This is a genomic window from Streptomyces barringtoniae (genome assembly GCF_020819595.1).
Taxonomy (GTDB): Bacteria; Actinomycetota; Actinomycetes; order Streptomycetales; family Streptomycetaceae; genus Streptomyces; species Streptomyces barringtoniae.
Genome location: NZ_JAJHNP010000006.1, coordinates 203,039 through 215,804, shown reverse-complemented (window position 1 = coordinate 215,804; position 12,766 = coordinate 203,039). Strand labels below are relative to the sequence as shown.

At 73.6% G+C, this 12,766-nt stretch carries 14 protein-coding genes; 9 read left to right on the top strand and 5 right to left on the bottom strand.

Annotated features, from left to right (window positions below):
• Positions 1 to 164 precede the first annotated feature (164 nt).
• Complete coding sequence (locus LMU33_RS12600) at positions 165 to 776, top strand: DedA family protein (RefSeq protein ID WP_228620495.1); 612 nt, start codon at positions 165 to 167, stop codon at positions 774 to 776.
• Between the two features lie 316 nt (positions 777 to 1,092).
• Here the strand turns inward: LMU33_RS12600 and LMU33_RS12595 are convergent, their stop codons facing one another.
• The gene (locus tag LMU33_RS12595; RefSeq protein WP_228620089.1) at positions 1,093 to 1,737 is read right to left on the bottom strand and encodes an HNH endonuclease family protein; all 645 of its coding nucleotides are present in this window, start codon (positions 1,735 to 1,737) and stop codon (positions 1,093 to 1,095) included.
• A 397-nt stretch (positions 1,738 to 2,134) separates the two neighbouring features.
• Between LMU33_RS12595 and LMU33_RS12590 the strand changes: the two genes are divergently transcribed.
• Together LMU33_RS12590 and LMU33_RS12585 are read left to right on the top strand one after the other, a co-directional pair.
• On the top strand, positions 2,135 to 2,716 hold the full coding sequence (locus LMU33_RS12590) for a TMEM165/GDT1 family protein (RefSeq protein WP_228620088.1): 582 nt from the start codon (positions 2,135 to 2,137) through the stop codon (positions 2,714 to 2,716).
• Positions 2,717 to 3,900: 1,184 nt separating this feature from the next.
• The gene (locus tag LMU33_RS12585; protein WP_228620087.1) at positions 3,901 to 4,557 is read left to right on the top strand and encodes an HAD family hydrolase; all 657 of its coding nucleotides are present in this window, start codon (positions 3,901 to 3,903) and stop codon (positions 4,555 to 4,557) included.
• Between the two features lie 53 nt (positions 4,558 to 4,610).
• Here the strand turns inward: LMU33_RS12585 and LMU33_RS12580 are convergent, their stop codons facing one another.
• Entirely contained in the window at positions 4,611 to 5,534 is a 924-nt protein-coding gene (locus LMU33_RS12580) for a peptidoglycan-binding domain-containing protein (protein WP_228620085.1), read from the bottom strand.
• A gap of 147 nt (positions 5,535 to 5,681) precedes the next feature.
• Here LMU33_RS12580 and LMU33_RS12575 point away from each other — a divergent pair, with 147 nt between their 5' ends.
• Positions 5,682 to 7,721 carry an MDR family MFS transporter gene (locus LMU33_RS12575; RefSeq protein WP_228620083.1) on the top strand — a complete coding sequence of 680 codons (2,040 nt, stop codon included), beginning with the start codon at positions 5,682 to 5,684 and terminating at the stop codon, positions 7,719 to 7,721.
• On the opposite strand, the gene LMU33_RS12570 is transcribed toward LMU33_RS12575, so the two are convergent.
• On the bottom strand, positions 7,714 to 8,211 hold the full coding sequence (locus tag LMU33_RS12570) for a GNAT family N-acetyltransferase (RefSeq protein WP_228620082.1): 498 nt from the start codon (positions 8,209 to 8,211) through the stop codon (positions 7,714 to 7,716). The two genes, LMU33_RS12575 and LMU33_RS12570, sit on opposite strands and share 8 nt — an antisense overlap.
• A gap of 61 nt (positions 8,212 to 8,272) precedes the next feature.
• On the opposite strand from LMU33_RS12570, the gene LMU33_RS12565 reads away from it, so the two are divergent.
• From LMU33_RS12565 to LMU33_RS12550, 4 genes are all read left to right on the top strand, one after another.
• Complete coding sequence (locus LMU33_RS12565) at positions 8,273 to 8,995, top strand: helix-turn-helix transcriptional regulator (RefSeq protein WP_228620080.1); 723 nt, start codon at positions 8,273 to 8,275, stop codon at positions 8,993 to 8,995.
• Between the two features lie 50 nt (positions 8,996 to 9,045).
• The gene (locus LMU33_RS12560; protein ID WP_228620079.1) at positions 9,046 to 9,480 is read left to right on the top strand and encodes a nuclear transport factor 2 family protein; all 435 of its coding nucleotides are present in this window, start codon (positions 9,046 to 9,048) and stop codon (positions 9,478 to 9,480) included.
• 77 nt (positions 9,481 to 9,557) lie between these two features.
• Positions 9,558 to 10,184 carry a hypothetical protein gene (locus LMU33_RS12555; protein WP_228620077.1) on the top strand — a complete coding sequence of 209 codons (627 nt, stop codon included), beginning with the start codon at positions 9,558 to 9,560 and terminating at the stop codon, positions 10,182 to 10,184.
• A 473-nt stretch (positions 10,185 to 10,657) separates the two neighbouring features.
• On the top strand, positions 10,658 to 11,101 hold the full coding sequence (locus LMU33_RS12550) for a hypothetical protein (RefSeq protein WP_308280772.1): 444 nt from the start codon (positions 10,658 to 10,660) through the stop codon (positions 11,099 to 11,101).
• On the opposite strand, the gene LMU33_RS12545 is transcribed toward LMU33_RS12550, so the two are convergent.
• Positions 11,090 to 11,515 carry a DnaJ family domain-containing protein gene (locus tag LMU33_RS12545; RefSeq protein ID WP_228620075.1) on the bottom strand — a complete coding sequence of 142 codons (426 nt, stop codon included), beginning with the start codon at positions 11,513 to 11,515 and terminating at the stop codon, positions 11,090 to 11,092. The genes LMU33_RS12550 and LMU33_RS12545 overlap by 12 nt on opposite strands.
• A gap of 103 nt (positions 11,516 to 11,618) precedes the next feature.
• Here LMU33_RS12545 and LMU33_RS12540 point away from each other — a divergent pair, with 103 nt between their 5' ends.
• The gene (locus LMU33_RS12540; protein ID WP_228620073.1) at positions 11,619 to 12,011 is read left to right on the top strand and encodes a hypothetical protein; all 393 of its coding nucleotides are present in this window, start codon (positions 11,619 to 11,621) and stop codon (positions 12,009 to 12,011) included.
• Positions 12,012 to 12,068: 57 nt separating this feature from the next.
• Here the strand turns inward: LMU33_RS12540 and LMU33_RS12535 are convergent, their stop codons facing one another.
• A complete protein-coding gene (locus tag LMU33_RS12535; protein ID WP_228620072.1) occupies positions 12,069 to 12,740 on the bottom strand; it encodes an O-methyltransferase in 672 nt (223 codons plus the stop codon).
• Positions 12,741 to 12,766: the final 26 nt, after the last annotated feature.

Sequence of the window (12,766 nt, the reverse complement as noted above, 5' to 3'; positions counted from 1 at the left end):
GGACGCGGCAGGGCCCCGCCGCACAGCCTGCGCTGTTCGGGTGAGCGGGACTCCCCGGAAGCCTCCGGCGACCCGCCAGAGGCGTGATTCGCCCCCGGAGCCCCTCCTGTCACACCCCCGGCGTACGCTGTATGGCTGTCAACGGGGGAGCAACGGGAGTCGTGGTGTTCGAGAATGTGGGGTCACTGGCCGCCGGGCCGTGGATCTATGCCGCGGTGGCCGTGTCCGTGTTGCTTGACGTGTTCGTGCCAGTGCTGCCGAGCGGTGTGCTCGTCATCACGGCGGGTACGGCAGCGGCGGCGGGCTCGGGCGCGGCGGCCGGCCGGGTCCCGCACGACGTGCCGGACATCCTGGCCCTGATCCTCTCCGCGGCGACCGCCTCGGTCCTCGGCGATCTGGTGGCGTACCGCCTGGCCTGGCGGGGCGGTACGCGGCTGGACCGGGCGATAGCCCGTTCCCGGCGGCTGACCACCGCGCAGGAACGTCTCGGCGATGCCCTCGCCCAGGGTGGTGGCGCGCTCGTCGTGCTCGCCCGCTTCGCCCCGGCGGGCCGCTCGGTCGTCTCCTTCTGCGCCGGCGCCGCGCACCGCCGGGCCCGCGACTTCGTCCCGTGGTCCGCCCTGGCCGGCCTCTCCTGGGCCGCCTACAGCGTTGCCCTCGGCTACTACGGCGCCCAGTGGCTCGGTGCGACATGGGTGGCCACGGGTGTCTCGTTCGCGGCCCTTTTCGCCGCGGGCGCGGCGGCGGGGTACCTGATGCGGCGCCGGGCCGCCTAGTTCCGCCGACTGTTCGGTGCCGGCCGCCGTCCGGTGCGGCTTGCCGCAGCGCCCGCACCAGGGGGCTTCGCGCCCCGGCCCGCCGGGGCCTGTGCCCACCCGCCACCCGACTCGGTCGGCTGAGCTTTGCCAGGGTGGGGGGTGGTCGGTGGTGGGCTTGGCCGGGTGGGTTGCGGTCCGTTCGGTTGGTTCGACCGCGCGGGAAGCGGTCCGTCGGTCGAGCGGGGGCGGGGGCTGGAGTTGGGCGGTCGTGCCCTGGCCGCCCGCCGAAGCGGCGCCGTCCGCATGTCTCGGTTGGCGCCGCCCGGCGGATCGGTCAGCAGTTCGCCAGGTAGTTCGTCAGTGCCGTCTTCTCGGCGGAGTCGACCGAGAGGCCGTAGTAGTACTTCACCTGCACCCAGGCACGGACGTAGGTGCAGACGTAGGCGGACCGGGACGGGACCCAGGTCGCCGGGTCCTGGTCGCCCTTGGCCTGGTTCACGTTGTCGGTGACGGCGAGGAGCTGGGGGCGGGTGACGTCGTTGGCGAAGGCCTGCCGCTGTGCGGTGGTCCACTTGCTCGCGCCGGAGTCCCAGGCCTCGGCGAGCGGGACGAGGTGGTCGATGTCGACGTCGGACGGGGAGGTCCAGGTCGCGCCGTCGTACGGGGAGTACCAGCTGCCGCTGGTGGCGGTGCAAGCGGAGTCGGTGACGACGTTCGTGCCGTCCCGCTTGAGGATCCACTCACGGGTGTTGCAGGTGCCGGAGATGGTGATCCAGGTCGGGAAGAGGGAGCGCTGGTAGCCGGTGCGGTTCTCGGTGGCCACGGTGAGCTGGGAGAGGTAGCTGCGGGCGGTGGCGGCGCTGACCGGCGTGGGCAGGGCGGCGGAGGCGCTCGGGGAGGCGAAGAGGGCGACGGAGGCTATGAGTCCGGTAAGAACGGCGAGTATGCTCAGCCGTCGACGCGCGTAGAGCCTGGGCATGCGTGAACTCCCTTGTGGGGTGGGGCTTTTCGGTGCGGGCGGGGGAATGCTCGCGAGGCCGTGTTGCCGCGGGGTGAGCGCTCGGTAAGAAAATAGTGACATGTTCATGTCATGCCAAGGGGTGCGGCAGGGTTTAGCGTGCGGCCTTCGCGTCCCTTACGATGGGGAGCGCAGAAGGGGAGTAGCTCTTCGCCGGACCGTCGACATACTGCTCAGCCAGCCTGAGCCGGCGCCCGGAGGCGGACCTTCGAGTCTTTCGAGACCGCCAGCGAGACCTTCGGCAAGCAGTGCACGTCCGTGTCCCCGCGACACGGACGCCGAGTGCGCTGCCGTGCCGAGGTGTCATCGCATGACGTACCGCACTCTCGGCGGGGCAGCCCCGACCGATTGAGGAACCTTGATCAGCATCACCGTGACGGCGCTCGTCTTCGGCGTCATCTTCCTCGCCGAACTGCCGGACAAGACCGCGCTCGCCGGCCTCGTCCTCGGCACCCGCTACCGCGCGAGCTACGTCTTCGCCGGTGTCGCCGCCGCCTTCCTGCTGCACGTCGTGCTGGCCGTCGCGGCCGGCAGCGTGCTGACCCTGCTGCCCCAGCGGATCGTGCACGCCATTACCGGTCTCCTCTTCCTCGGCGGTGCCGCGATGCTGCTGCTGCAGAAGGGGGAGGACGAGGAGGAGATCAAGAAGCCCGCCGACCAGTCCTTCTGGAGGGTCGCGGGTACGGGCTTCATGCTGATCCTCGTCGCCGAGTTCGGCGATCTCACCCAGATCATGACCGCCAACCTCGCCGCCCGCTACAACGACCCGATCTCCGTCGGTCTCGGCGCCGTGCTCGGTCTGTGGGCCGTCGCCGGACTCGGCATCGTCGGCGGGAAGGCCCTCATGAAGAAGGTGCCGCTGCGGCTGATCACACAGATCGCCGCGCTGCTGATGCTCGCGCTCGGCGCGTGGAGCCTGTACGAGGCGGTAGCGGTCTGACCCCCGCGGCCCCCCGGTTCGTGCACGCCGGCGCAGCCGGCCCCGCCTCCCGGCCCCCGCCCCGCCCCCGGCCCGCAGTCCTGTCCCCTGGGCCCGGCCCTGGCTTCCGTCATTGACGCCGGCCCCGGGGCCAGGCCTGTCCCTGGCCCCGGGCCTGGCTCGGCCTCGCCCCGCGCGTCCTGGCCCGGCCCGAGCCCCGCCGTGCCGGCCGGTGTGCGGCCGAGGCGGGCCGCATCGCCGACCGTGGCCGTACGGGCGTTCAGCACGTCGGTCTCCGCAGGCGCCGCCCGCAGCCGCGTGCCAGCACAGCCCGCCCCAGCCCAGCACAGCCCGCCCCAGCCCAGCACAGCCCCGCCCTGACCCTGGCCTCGACCTGACCCTGGCCCCGACCTCGCCCCTGACCCCGGCCTCGCCCCCGACTCCGGCCTCTCCCCCGACGCTCGCCCGGGCCCCGGGCCGGCCCCCGGCCCCCGACGCCTGCCCAGCCCCGGCCCCCGACGCCTGCCCAGCCCCGGCCCCCGACGCCTGCTCAGCCCCCGGCTCCTGACGCCCGTCCGGCCCCCGGCCTCTGACGCCCGTCCAGCCCCCCGACGCCTGCCCGGCCCCCGACGCCCGCCCGCCCCCCGACGCCCGCCCGACGCCCGTCAAGCTCCCGACGCCCGCCCGCCCCCCGGCTCCCGACGCCCGCCCGGCCCCTCGGCCCCCGGCTCCTGACGCCCGCCAAGCTCCCGACGCCCGCCCGCCCCCCGGCCCCCGACGCCCGCCCGCCCCCCGCCCGACGCCCGCCAAGCTCCCGACGCCCGCCCGGCCCCTCGGCCCCCGGCTCCTGACGCCCGCCAAGCTCCCGACGCCCGCCCGGCCCTCGGCCCCCGGCTCCTGCCCGGCCCTCGGCCCCCGGCTCCTGCCCGGCCCTCGGCCCCCGGCTCCTGACGCCCGCCAAGCTCTCGACGCCCGCCCGGCCCCCGGCCGCCGGCCCCCGACCCCCAGCCCCCGGCCCCCGGCCCCCGGCCCCCGCCCGCCCCGCCCGAGCTGAACGCTCGGTGAACCCTCTCGGAATGTGGTGGCGGGATGGGCCCCGGGTTTTGTACCGTGGAGGAACAAAGTGGCTCCCGCCCGTTTTCCCTGACCGGCGGGCGGGGCCGCCTTGTCCTCCCCTCGGGGCCTTTTCGTTCCTGGAGCTGCCGATGACGGCCACCGTCCTCACCGCCCGCGCCCTCCTGCTCGACATGGACGGCACCCTCGTCAACTCGGACGCCGTCGTCGAGCGCATCTGGCGCCGCTGGGCCGAGCGGCACGGGCTGGACGGCGACGAGGTGATGAAGGTCGTCCACGGCCGGCAGGGTCACGCCTCCATGGCCGTACTGCTGCCCGACCGGCCCATGGAGCAGAACCTCGCCGACAACGCCCGGATGCTCGCCGAGGAGACCGCCGACACCGACGGCGTGGTCGAGATCCCCGGTGCGAGCGCCTTCCTCGCCTCCCTGCGCGGTCTCCCGCACGCCCTGGTGACCTCCGCCGACGTCCCGCTGTCCACCGCGCGCATGAACGCCGCCGGGCTGCCGCTGCCGGAGGTCCGCGTCACCGCCGAGTCGGTGGGCGCGAGCAAGCCCGACCCCGAGGGGTTCCTGAAGGGCGCCGCCGAGCTGGGCGTGGATCCGGCGGACTGTGTCGTCTTCGAGGACTCCGGCGCGGGCATCGCGGCGGGGCGCTCCGCGGGGATGACGGTGGTGGGGATCGGGCCCCGCGCCGGTGTGCACGGACCCGACGTGGTCGTGCCGGATCTCACGCGCGTGCGGGTCGAGGCGGCGGGTGACGGGGCGATCCGGCTGCACATCGGCTGACAGGCGGCCCCGCCCTCCGGACGACGGAGCTCAGTCACCTCCGCAAGGCCGGATCACGGCTCGGACGTCTCCGCCTCCAGGCTTCTCCGGGTCGCCGGTCCGTACACGCCGAGGGTGTCGCCCTGAACGCCCCGGGCCAGTTGGTAGGTGCGTACGGCGTCCTCCACCGGGCGGGTGAAGACGCCGTTGATCCGGTCGGCGTAGAGGTTCAACTGCCGTAGCCGCTGCTGGAGTTCGGTCACCTCAGAACCCTGGTCGCCGCGCTGCAGCACCGGCGCGACTGCCGCGGTGGTCCGCGGGGCGGCGGAGGCGGTCGCGGGGGCCGGGCGGGACGTGACGGCGGGCGGGGCCGGGGTCGGCGACGTGGACGGCGACGTCGACGGCGTGGCCGACGGGCTCGGGGGCCTCGAGATGCTCGCAGAAGCGGCGGGCGGTGGTGCCGGCCGGTGGGACAGGGCCGGGGAGGAGGGTGGCGTCGGCGACGCCGGGCCCGGTGTGCTCACCTGCGGGACGCTCTGCCTGACCTCCTGGGCAGCCCGGTCCCGGGACGGCGTGTGGTACGAGAGCAGCCCGCTCGCGAACCCCGCCGCCGCCACGATCGCCGTGCCGGCGCCTGCCACGGACAGCAGGACCGCACGGCGGGCGCTCGGCCGGTTCGGCCGTGGTGGGTCGTCGTTCGGCTGTGGCGCCGTTGTGGCTGGCCGCGCCCACGCCGCGGAGCCGCCTGCCGGGGCACGGCCGCGCGCTCCTTCCGGGTGCCTCCCCGCCGGCTGCAAGGGCGGGCCGGTCTCGCCGGGCTCGATCTCGACGTACGGCCGTATCCGCAGTGGACCGAAGTCCTCCGCCGCTGCCGCCTCGGCCGTACGCGTCTCGCGCAGGGCCTCGGCCGCGCGCTCTGCGCAGTCGCAGGACGGGCTCAGGTCCGGGCCCCTCGGCGCCCCGCACTCCGGACAGCTGCGGCCCTGGGATTCACTCACGCGTTCGCCCCTCCCCTCACGAACCACCGACACTATGCGCATCTTCTTCGCATCCACCGCCGGAAACGCGGGACTCAACAGGCCATAAACGGTGACACCGACCACGATGGAAGGTGCACTCGAGCCCCTGAGTCCCGGGAGGTCTCCATGGCCCTGGACGCGCACGCCACGCAGCAGGAGATCAAGGCCGCCGAGCACGTCTCCGGCAACGTGTTCGTCTCGATCGGCGCCCTGCTCCTCGGGCTGCTGCTCGCCGCGCTCGACCAGACGATCGTCTCGACCGCGCTGCCCACCATCGTCAGCGATCTCGGGGGTCTGGAGCACCTGTCGTGGGTCGTCACCGCCTACCTGCTGGCCTCGACCGCCGCGACCCCGCTGTGGGGCAAGCTGGGCGACCAATACGGGCGGAAACGGCTGTTCCAGACCGCCATCGTCATCTTCCTCGTCGGCTCGGCGTTGTGCGGCATGGCGCAGAACATGGGCGAGCTGATCGGGTTCCGGGCGCTGCAGGGCCTGGGCGGCGGCGGGCTGATGGTGCTGTCGATGGCGATCGTCGGCGACATCGTGCCGCCCCGTGAACGCGGGCGCTACCAGGGGCTGTTCGGGGCGGTGTTCGGGGCGACCAGCGTGCTGGGCCCACTGCTCGGCGGGCTGTTCACCCAGCATCTGAGCTGGCGCTGGGTGTTCTACGTCAACCTGCCCGTCGGCGTCGTCGCGCTCGCCGTGATCGCCACCGCCCTGCACATCCCGCGCCGCACCGCGCACCACGTCATCGACTACCTGGGCACGCTCCTGATCGCGTCCGTCGCCACCTGCCTGGTGCTGGTCGCCTCCCTCGGCGGGACGACCTGGGCCTGGGGCTCGGCGCAGATCATCGGGCTGGCCGTGCTGGGCGTCCTGCTGGCCGTGGCGTTCGTCGCCGCGGAGCGCCGGGCCGCCGAACCGGTGCTGCCGCTGAAGCTGTTCGGCATCCGCACCTTCACCCTCGCCGCCGTCATCAGCTTCATCGTCGGCTTCGCCATGTTCGGCGCGATGACCTACCTGCCGACCTTCCTGCAGGTCGTGCACGGCATCTCGCCGACCCTGTCCGGCGTGCACATGCTGCCCATGGTCGTCGGCCTGCTGCTGTCGTCCACGATCTCCGGGCAGATCGTCAGCCGCACCGGCCGCTGGAAGGTGTTCCCGGTCACCGGCACCGCCGTCACCACCATCGGCCTGCTCCTGCTGCACCGGCTCGACGAGCGCAGCTCCACCGCCGAGATGAGCGTCTGCTTCTTCGTGTTCGGCCTCGGCCTCGGCCTGGTCATGCAGGTGCTCGTCCTCATCGTGCAGAACGCCGTGTCGTACGAGGACCTGGGCGTCGCCACCTCCGGCGCGACCTTCTTCCGCTCCATCGGCGCCTCCTTCGGCGTGGCGATCTTCGGCACGGTGTTCGCGAGCCGTCTCGGCGACAAGCTCGCCGCCGCCTTCCGGGGAGCCCATCTGCCGCCCGGCGCCAGCGCCGACGCCCTCAAGTCCGACCCGCGCGGCATCGCCGCCCTGCCGCCCGCCCTGCGCCCGGCGGCCCTGCACGCGTACGCGTCCGCCATCACCGACGTCTTCCTCTACGCCGCCCCCGTCGCCCTCCTCGGCTTCCTGCTGGCCTGGTTCCTCAAGGAGGACCGGCTGCGCGGCTCGGTCACCGCGCCGGACGCCTCCGAGACCATCCCGCCCAACCCGGTCGAGCGGTCCTCCTACGACGAGTGCTCCCGCGCCCTGTCCCTGCTCGGCACCCGCGAGGGCCGCCGCGAGGTCTACCGGAAGATCACCGAACGGGCCGGGTACGACCTGCTGCCCGCCGCCAGCTGGATGCTGCTGCGCATCCGCAAGTACGGCTCCGTCGAACCGGGCGTGCTCGCCGAGCGCAGCCCCGTCCCGCTGGCGGCCGTCCTCGCCGCCGCCCGCCAGGTCGAGGAACGGCACCTCGCCGAACGCCGGGGCCTGGACCTGTACTTGACCCCCTCGGGCCGCGAGGTCGCCGAACACCTCGCCAAGGCCCGCGAGGAGTCCCTCGCCGAACTCCTCGGCGACTGGTGGAAGCCCGGCCGTTCCACCGACCTGACCCAGCTCGTCAGGGAACTCACCGGCGAACTGTGCGGCACCGAGCGCGAGCGACCGCACAACGCGACGACCACCCAGGTCAGGTGAGCGCCAGCTCCTTGCGGAACCAGTGCTCGGCGTAGACGTCGTCGTTGTGCGGGTCGGTCTCCGCGTAGCCGAGGCGGGCGTACAGGGCGCGGGCCTCGACCAGGTCGGAGCGGGTGTCCAGGATCAGCCGCCGGGCGCCGAGGGTGCGGGCGGCCTCCTCGGCGGCGGCCACCAGCAGCGGGGCCCCGCCCCTGCCGCGCAGCCGCTCGTACACGAACACCCGGGTCAGTTCCGCCGTGTCCGGCTCCAGCAGCCGTACCCCCGCCGAACCGGCCGGCTCTCCGTCGTACCGGCCGACGAGCAACTGACCGGAGGGGGGAGCGAGTTCGGATCCGGTCGTGGCCGCGATCTCCCGCTCCAGTTCGGCGGGGTCGGTGCGCCGGCCCTCGTGCACCAGGTACCAGCGGTCGCTGACCTCCGTGTAGTACGCCCGCCACAGCGCGGCGGCGACCGGGGAGTCGTACGGTTCCGGGGCGATCGTCCACGTCATGCCGGCCATTGTCGGCGGCCCTGCGCCGCACCGCCGAGTGAATTTCCGCAGACTGTCTGCCGTGAACCGCACCGACCGTCTCTACGCCCTCGTCGAGGAACTGCGCGCCGCCGCTCCCCGGCCCCGCAGCGCCCGTGCGCTCGCCCGGCGCTTCGAGGTCAGTGTCCGCACCGTCGAACGGGACCTGGCCGCGCTGCAGCAGTCCGGGGTGCCCATCCACGCCGAGCCGGGCCGCAGCGGCGGCTATGTGCTCGACAAGGAGCGGACGCTGCCGCCGCTGACCATCACCCCGGCCGAGGCGACCGCCCTCGCCGTCGGGCTGCACACCCTGGCCGGGACGCCGTTCGCGGCGGACGCGCGCAGCGCGCTGCACAAGGTGCTCGCCGTGATGCCGGAACGGGAGCGCAGGGCGGCGGCCGAGCTGACCGAGCGGGTACGGCTGCTCGTCCCGGCCGCCCGACCCGCGCGGCCCGCCGGGCCCGTGGTGCCCGCCGCGCTGCGGGAGGCGCTGACGGCGGGCCGGGTGCTGCGGCTGGACTACGCCGACGCCGCCGGCCGGGTCACCGCGCGGGACGTGGAACCGCTCGGCTTCCTCGGCGGCACCGAGCACTGGTACCTGGCCGGCTGGTGCCGGCTGCGCGACGCACCGCGCGGCTTCCGGCTGGACCGGGTCCGCGCGGCCACGGCCCTGGACGAGCGGGCCCCGCACCGCGCCGTCGACCTCGCCGCCCTCGACACGCTCGGCTCCGACGTCGTGCCGCTCGACGCGGCGACGGTGATGTGACGGCAATCACCGACAGGGGGTTGTCGCGGATGGGGCGCAGGCTGATGCCCATGACACCGACACCGACACCGACACCGACATCCCTGACGAGCGGCACCGATCTCACCCCCGCCACCGGCATCGCCCTCTTCGACCGCTGGACCGCGCTGTGGAACGGCGACTTCAGCGACCCGGAGGCGTTCCTCGCGCCCGGCTTCCGCATCCGCTTCGGCAACGATCCCGAACGGGGCGCGACCACGGACGCGGTGCACGGCCCGGCCGGGATCCTCCGGCTGGTCGCCGCCTTCCGCGAGGAGAAGCCCGGACTGCGCTTCACCGTCGACGGCACGCCGGTGGTGGACGGCGAGTCGGGCCGGGCCGCCTGCTGCTGGTACGTGACCCTGCCGGACGGCGTCCAGAAGAGCGGGATCGATCTGCTGGAGGTGACGGACGGGCGTATCGCGACGGTCTGGTCCGTGACCGGACTGCGCCGCTTCGCCAACTGATCACCGTTTGTGGCTCCCCTTCCGGGTCACCCGGAGGGGGAGCCGGCCAGTGGGGCCGGCCCGAGCGGAAGGCAACCATGTCCACAGGCATGATCGTGTTGACCGTGATCGTGGCGGTCGTGATCATCGCCGCGGCCGCGTCCCCGGTTCTGCGCGGCCGCGGACGGCACGGCGGTTCCGGCCTGAGGCGGCGCTTCGGACCCGAGTACGACCGGACCGTCGCCCTGCACGACGGGGACACCGAGGCAGCCGAACGGGAGCTCGCCGAGCGCGTCGAACGCCACGGCGGCCTGCGGGAACGGCCGCTGGACCAGGCCGGGCGCGAGCACTACGCGGCCCGCTGGACGGCCGTGCAGGAACACTTCGTCGAATCACCGCGGCAGGCGGTGGCCGAGGCCGACCAGCTCCTCGCCGACGTCGCGGCCGCGCGGGGCTACCCGGACGGCGGGCGCTACGAGGAGCAGTTCGCCGCGCTGTCCGTGCACCACGCCGACCACGTCGACGGCTATCGGCAGGTGCACCGGGTGGCACGTGCGGGCGCGCGCGACGCGCTGACCGAGGCCGGCTCCGGGACCGAGGAGATGCGTACGGCGCTCGTCGGCGCCCGCGCCCTCTTCGACGACCTGACCCACCCCTCCGGGGAGACCGGCAGCGGCTCCCATACCCCGTGGGCCTTCAACAGGACCCACCCGAAGGAGGGTTGAGCGCCATGTCGGACAGGAAGAGCCGCCCCCGCGAGGACGAGGACTGGACCCCGGAGGACATGCCCCTGGGCCACCGGTCCCGTCGTCTCCCCGGCTCGGTCGGCCCCGGCAGAAACGGCCTGACAGCCGACGACCTCACCCCGGAGGACATACCGGACGAGGGCCGGGCGCCGGGCGAACGTCGCATGCCGGGTGAGGGCCGGATGTCCGGTGACAGGGGTGTGCCGAGCGTGGGTGGTATGCCTGCCGGGACAGGTGTGCCCGGCGGGTCTTGGACGGCCGGCGAGAGCGGATCGCCGGGCGAGGGGCGCATGCCCGGTGAGAGGGATGCGGCCGACGAGGGCTGGATGCCCGGTGGCGGCGGGATGCAAGGCGAGCGTGGGGCGCCGGGCGAGAGCCGGATGCCGGGCGGGAGCGGAACGCCAGGTGAGAGGCGTGTGTCCGGTGAGGGTGGTGTGGCTTACGAGAGTCCGATGCCGGATGACGGGCTGGGGGTTCCCTCCCCCGGGGACGTGACCGCGCGTGAGGCGCACACCACCGAGTCCACCGCGCCGGACGCCTGGCCGACGGCGCCCGGCGGCACGGCATCCGGCGGTGTCGGTGAGACGGCGCCCGCTCCCTCCGGCACCGGTGCCCCCCTGCTGCCCCACGACGAGACCGACCGCTGGGAGCTGCGGATGCGGCAGCTGGCGGCCGGGTTCGTGGACGAGCCCCGGGGCGTGGTGGAGCAGGCCGATCACGTGCTGGAGGAGATCGCGGGGCGGTTCGAAGAAGCCGTGGAGAGGCGCCGGCGTACGCTGCGGCGGTCCTGGGAGGCCTCCGAGGACCGCGGACCCGGCTCGGACCTCGACACCGAGCAGCTCAGGCTGGCTCTGCGCGACTACCAGGAGCTGGCCGGGCGCCTGCTACACCTCTGACGGCCCCTTGGCGGCAGCCCTGCGCTGCCGCCACTCCCGCACGACCTCCTCGACGTCGTACGGCTTCCTGCCCAGCGGGGGACCGGGCGGCGGCTTGAACATCATGTCCTTGATCTTGACGTTGACGTCCTCGATGATCTTCCGCGCGATCCGCTCCGACGGCGCCGCGTAGGCCGCCGCGAGCGCGTCCTCGGCCTCCTTGCGCAGGGCGAGGGCGGGTGGCAGGACGGACAGGCCCTCGCGCACCATCTTCCGCTTGACCCACCACAGTTCGTCGTAGGTGGAGTCCAGTTCGGTGGGCAACGGCTCACCCGTGCCCGGCAGCCGCTCGAACTCACCCCGTCCCTGCGCGTCGCGGATCTGCTTGTCGACCCAGGACTCGAACGGCACGCCCGGTGGCTTTCGCTCGGTCATGAACCCATTGTGCCGGACGCGGCCCGGCCGGGCGTTTTATCATGCGGCGGGGGTACGCAGATCCGGCCGCCGAACCACGAAGGTCGTACAGGGGGAAACGCTCGTGCTCGAACTCACCATGGCCACCGTCTCCGGAGCCGAAGCGGGCGCCACGGCCGGCATGACGATGGCCGAGGCGCCGAGCGAGCCGGGCGCCGTGCTCCGGGTCGGCCGCGACGCGTCCGTGTGCCGGCTGGTCACCCCCGAGGACTGGCTGTTCGTCTCCCGGGTGCACCTGGAGTTCCTGTGCACCCCGGACGGCGGCTGGCAGTTGAGCTGGCTGCGCGGTTCGCAGGCCGAGCCGTCGTCCGAAGTGCGGCTGCTGGTCGGGGAGTACGCGCAGCCCCTCGGCTACGGCGCGACCGTACCGCTGCCGCACGGCGGGTCCGGTGAGATCGTCGTCCAGGACCGCACCGCGCCGCGCAGCGTCAACGTCGGCTTCTACCACGAGGTCTGAACTCGGCTCCGAGGTCAGAGGCCTGAGCCCTGGACCGGGCGGCGCGGCGGGGGCCGCTCAGTCCAGTACCCGGGCCAGCGCGAACCCGTCGTAGCCCTTGCTGCCGACCGTCTGGATCGCGGTGCCGCTCAGCCTCGGATGGGTGGCGATCAGCTCGATCGCGGCACGCGTGCCCACGACGTCGGGCTCGGTGCTGTGCTCGTCGACGACCCGGCCGCCGCGCACCACGTTGTCCACGATGATCAGGCTCCCGGTGCGGGTGAGCCGCAGCGCCCACTCGACGTAGTGCGCGTTGTTGGCCTTGTCGGCGTCGATGAACACCAGGTCGAACGGGGCCGGGTTCTCGTCGGCGAGCTTGGGCAGCGACTCCAGGGCCGGTCCCACCCGCACCTCCGCGATCCGGTCCAGGCCCGCCCGGGCGAGGTTCCGGGTGGCCACCTCCGCGTGCCTGGCGTTGTACTCCAGCGACACCAGCCTGCCGTCCTCGGGCAGGGCCCGGGCCAGCCAGATCGTGCTGTATCCGCCGAGTGTGCCGATCTCCAGGATGTGCCGCGCGCCCTGCATCTGGGCGAGCAGCTGGAGGAACTTGCCCTGTGCCGCCGTGACGGCGATGTTCGGCAGACCGGCCGCGTCGTTCTCCCGCAGGGCCGCCTGCAGCACCTCGTCATCGGGGGTGAGCCGGCTGGTGAAGTAGTCATCGACGTCGTCCCAGAGCTGGGAGTCGCTCATGCTCCTGCTGCCTTTCCCGAGTGCCT

Coding starts and splice junctions, on each gene's coding strand:
- LMU33_RS12595 (WP_228620089.1), bottom strand. CDS start 1,737: ATGCCCAGGCTCTACGCGCGTCGACGGCTGAGCATACTCGCCGTTCTT.
- LMU33_RS12585 (WP_228620087.1), top strand. CDS start 3,901: ATGACGGCCACCGTCCTCACCGCCCGCGCCCTCCTGCTCGACATGGAC.
- LMU33_RS12575 (WP_228620083.1), top strand. CDS start 5,682: ATGGCCCTGGACGCGCACGCCACGCAGCAGGAGATCAAGGCCGCCGAG.
- LMU33_RS12570 (WP_228620082.1), bottom strand. CDS start 8,211: ATGACGTGGACGATCGCCCCGGAACCGTACGACTCCCCGGTCGCCGCC.
- LMU33_RS12560 (WP_228620079.1), top strand. CDS start 9,046: ATGACACCGACACCGACACCGACACCGACATCCCTGACGAGCGGCACC.
- LMU33_RS12555 (WP_228620077.1), top strand. CDS start 9,558: ATGTCCACAGGCATGATCGTGTTGACCGTGATCGTGGCGGTCGTGATC.
- LMU33_RS12550 (WP_308280772.1), top strand. CDS start 10,658: ATGCCGGATGACGGGCTGGGGGTTCCCTCCCCCGGGGACGTGACCGCG.
- LMU33_RS12545 (WP_228620075.1), bottom strand. CDS start 11,515: ATGACCGAGCGAAAGCCACCGGGCGTGCCGTTCGAGTCCTGGGTCGAC.
- LMU33_RS12535 (WP_228620072.1), bottom strand. CDS start 12,740: ATGAGCGACTCCCAGCTCTGGGACGACGTCGATGACTACTTCACCAGC.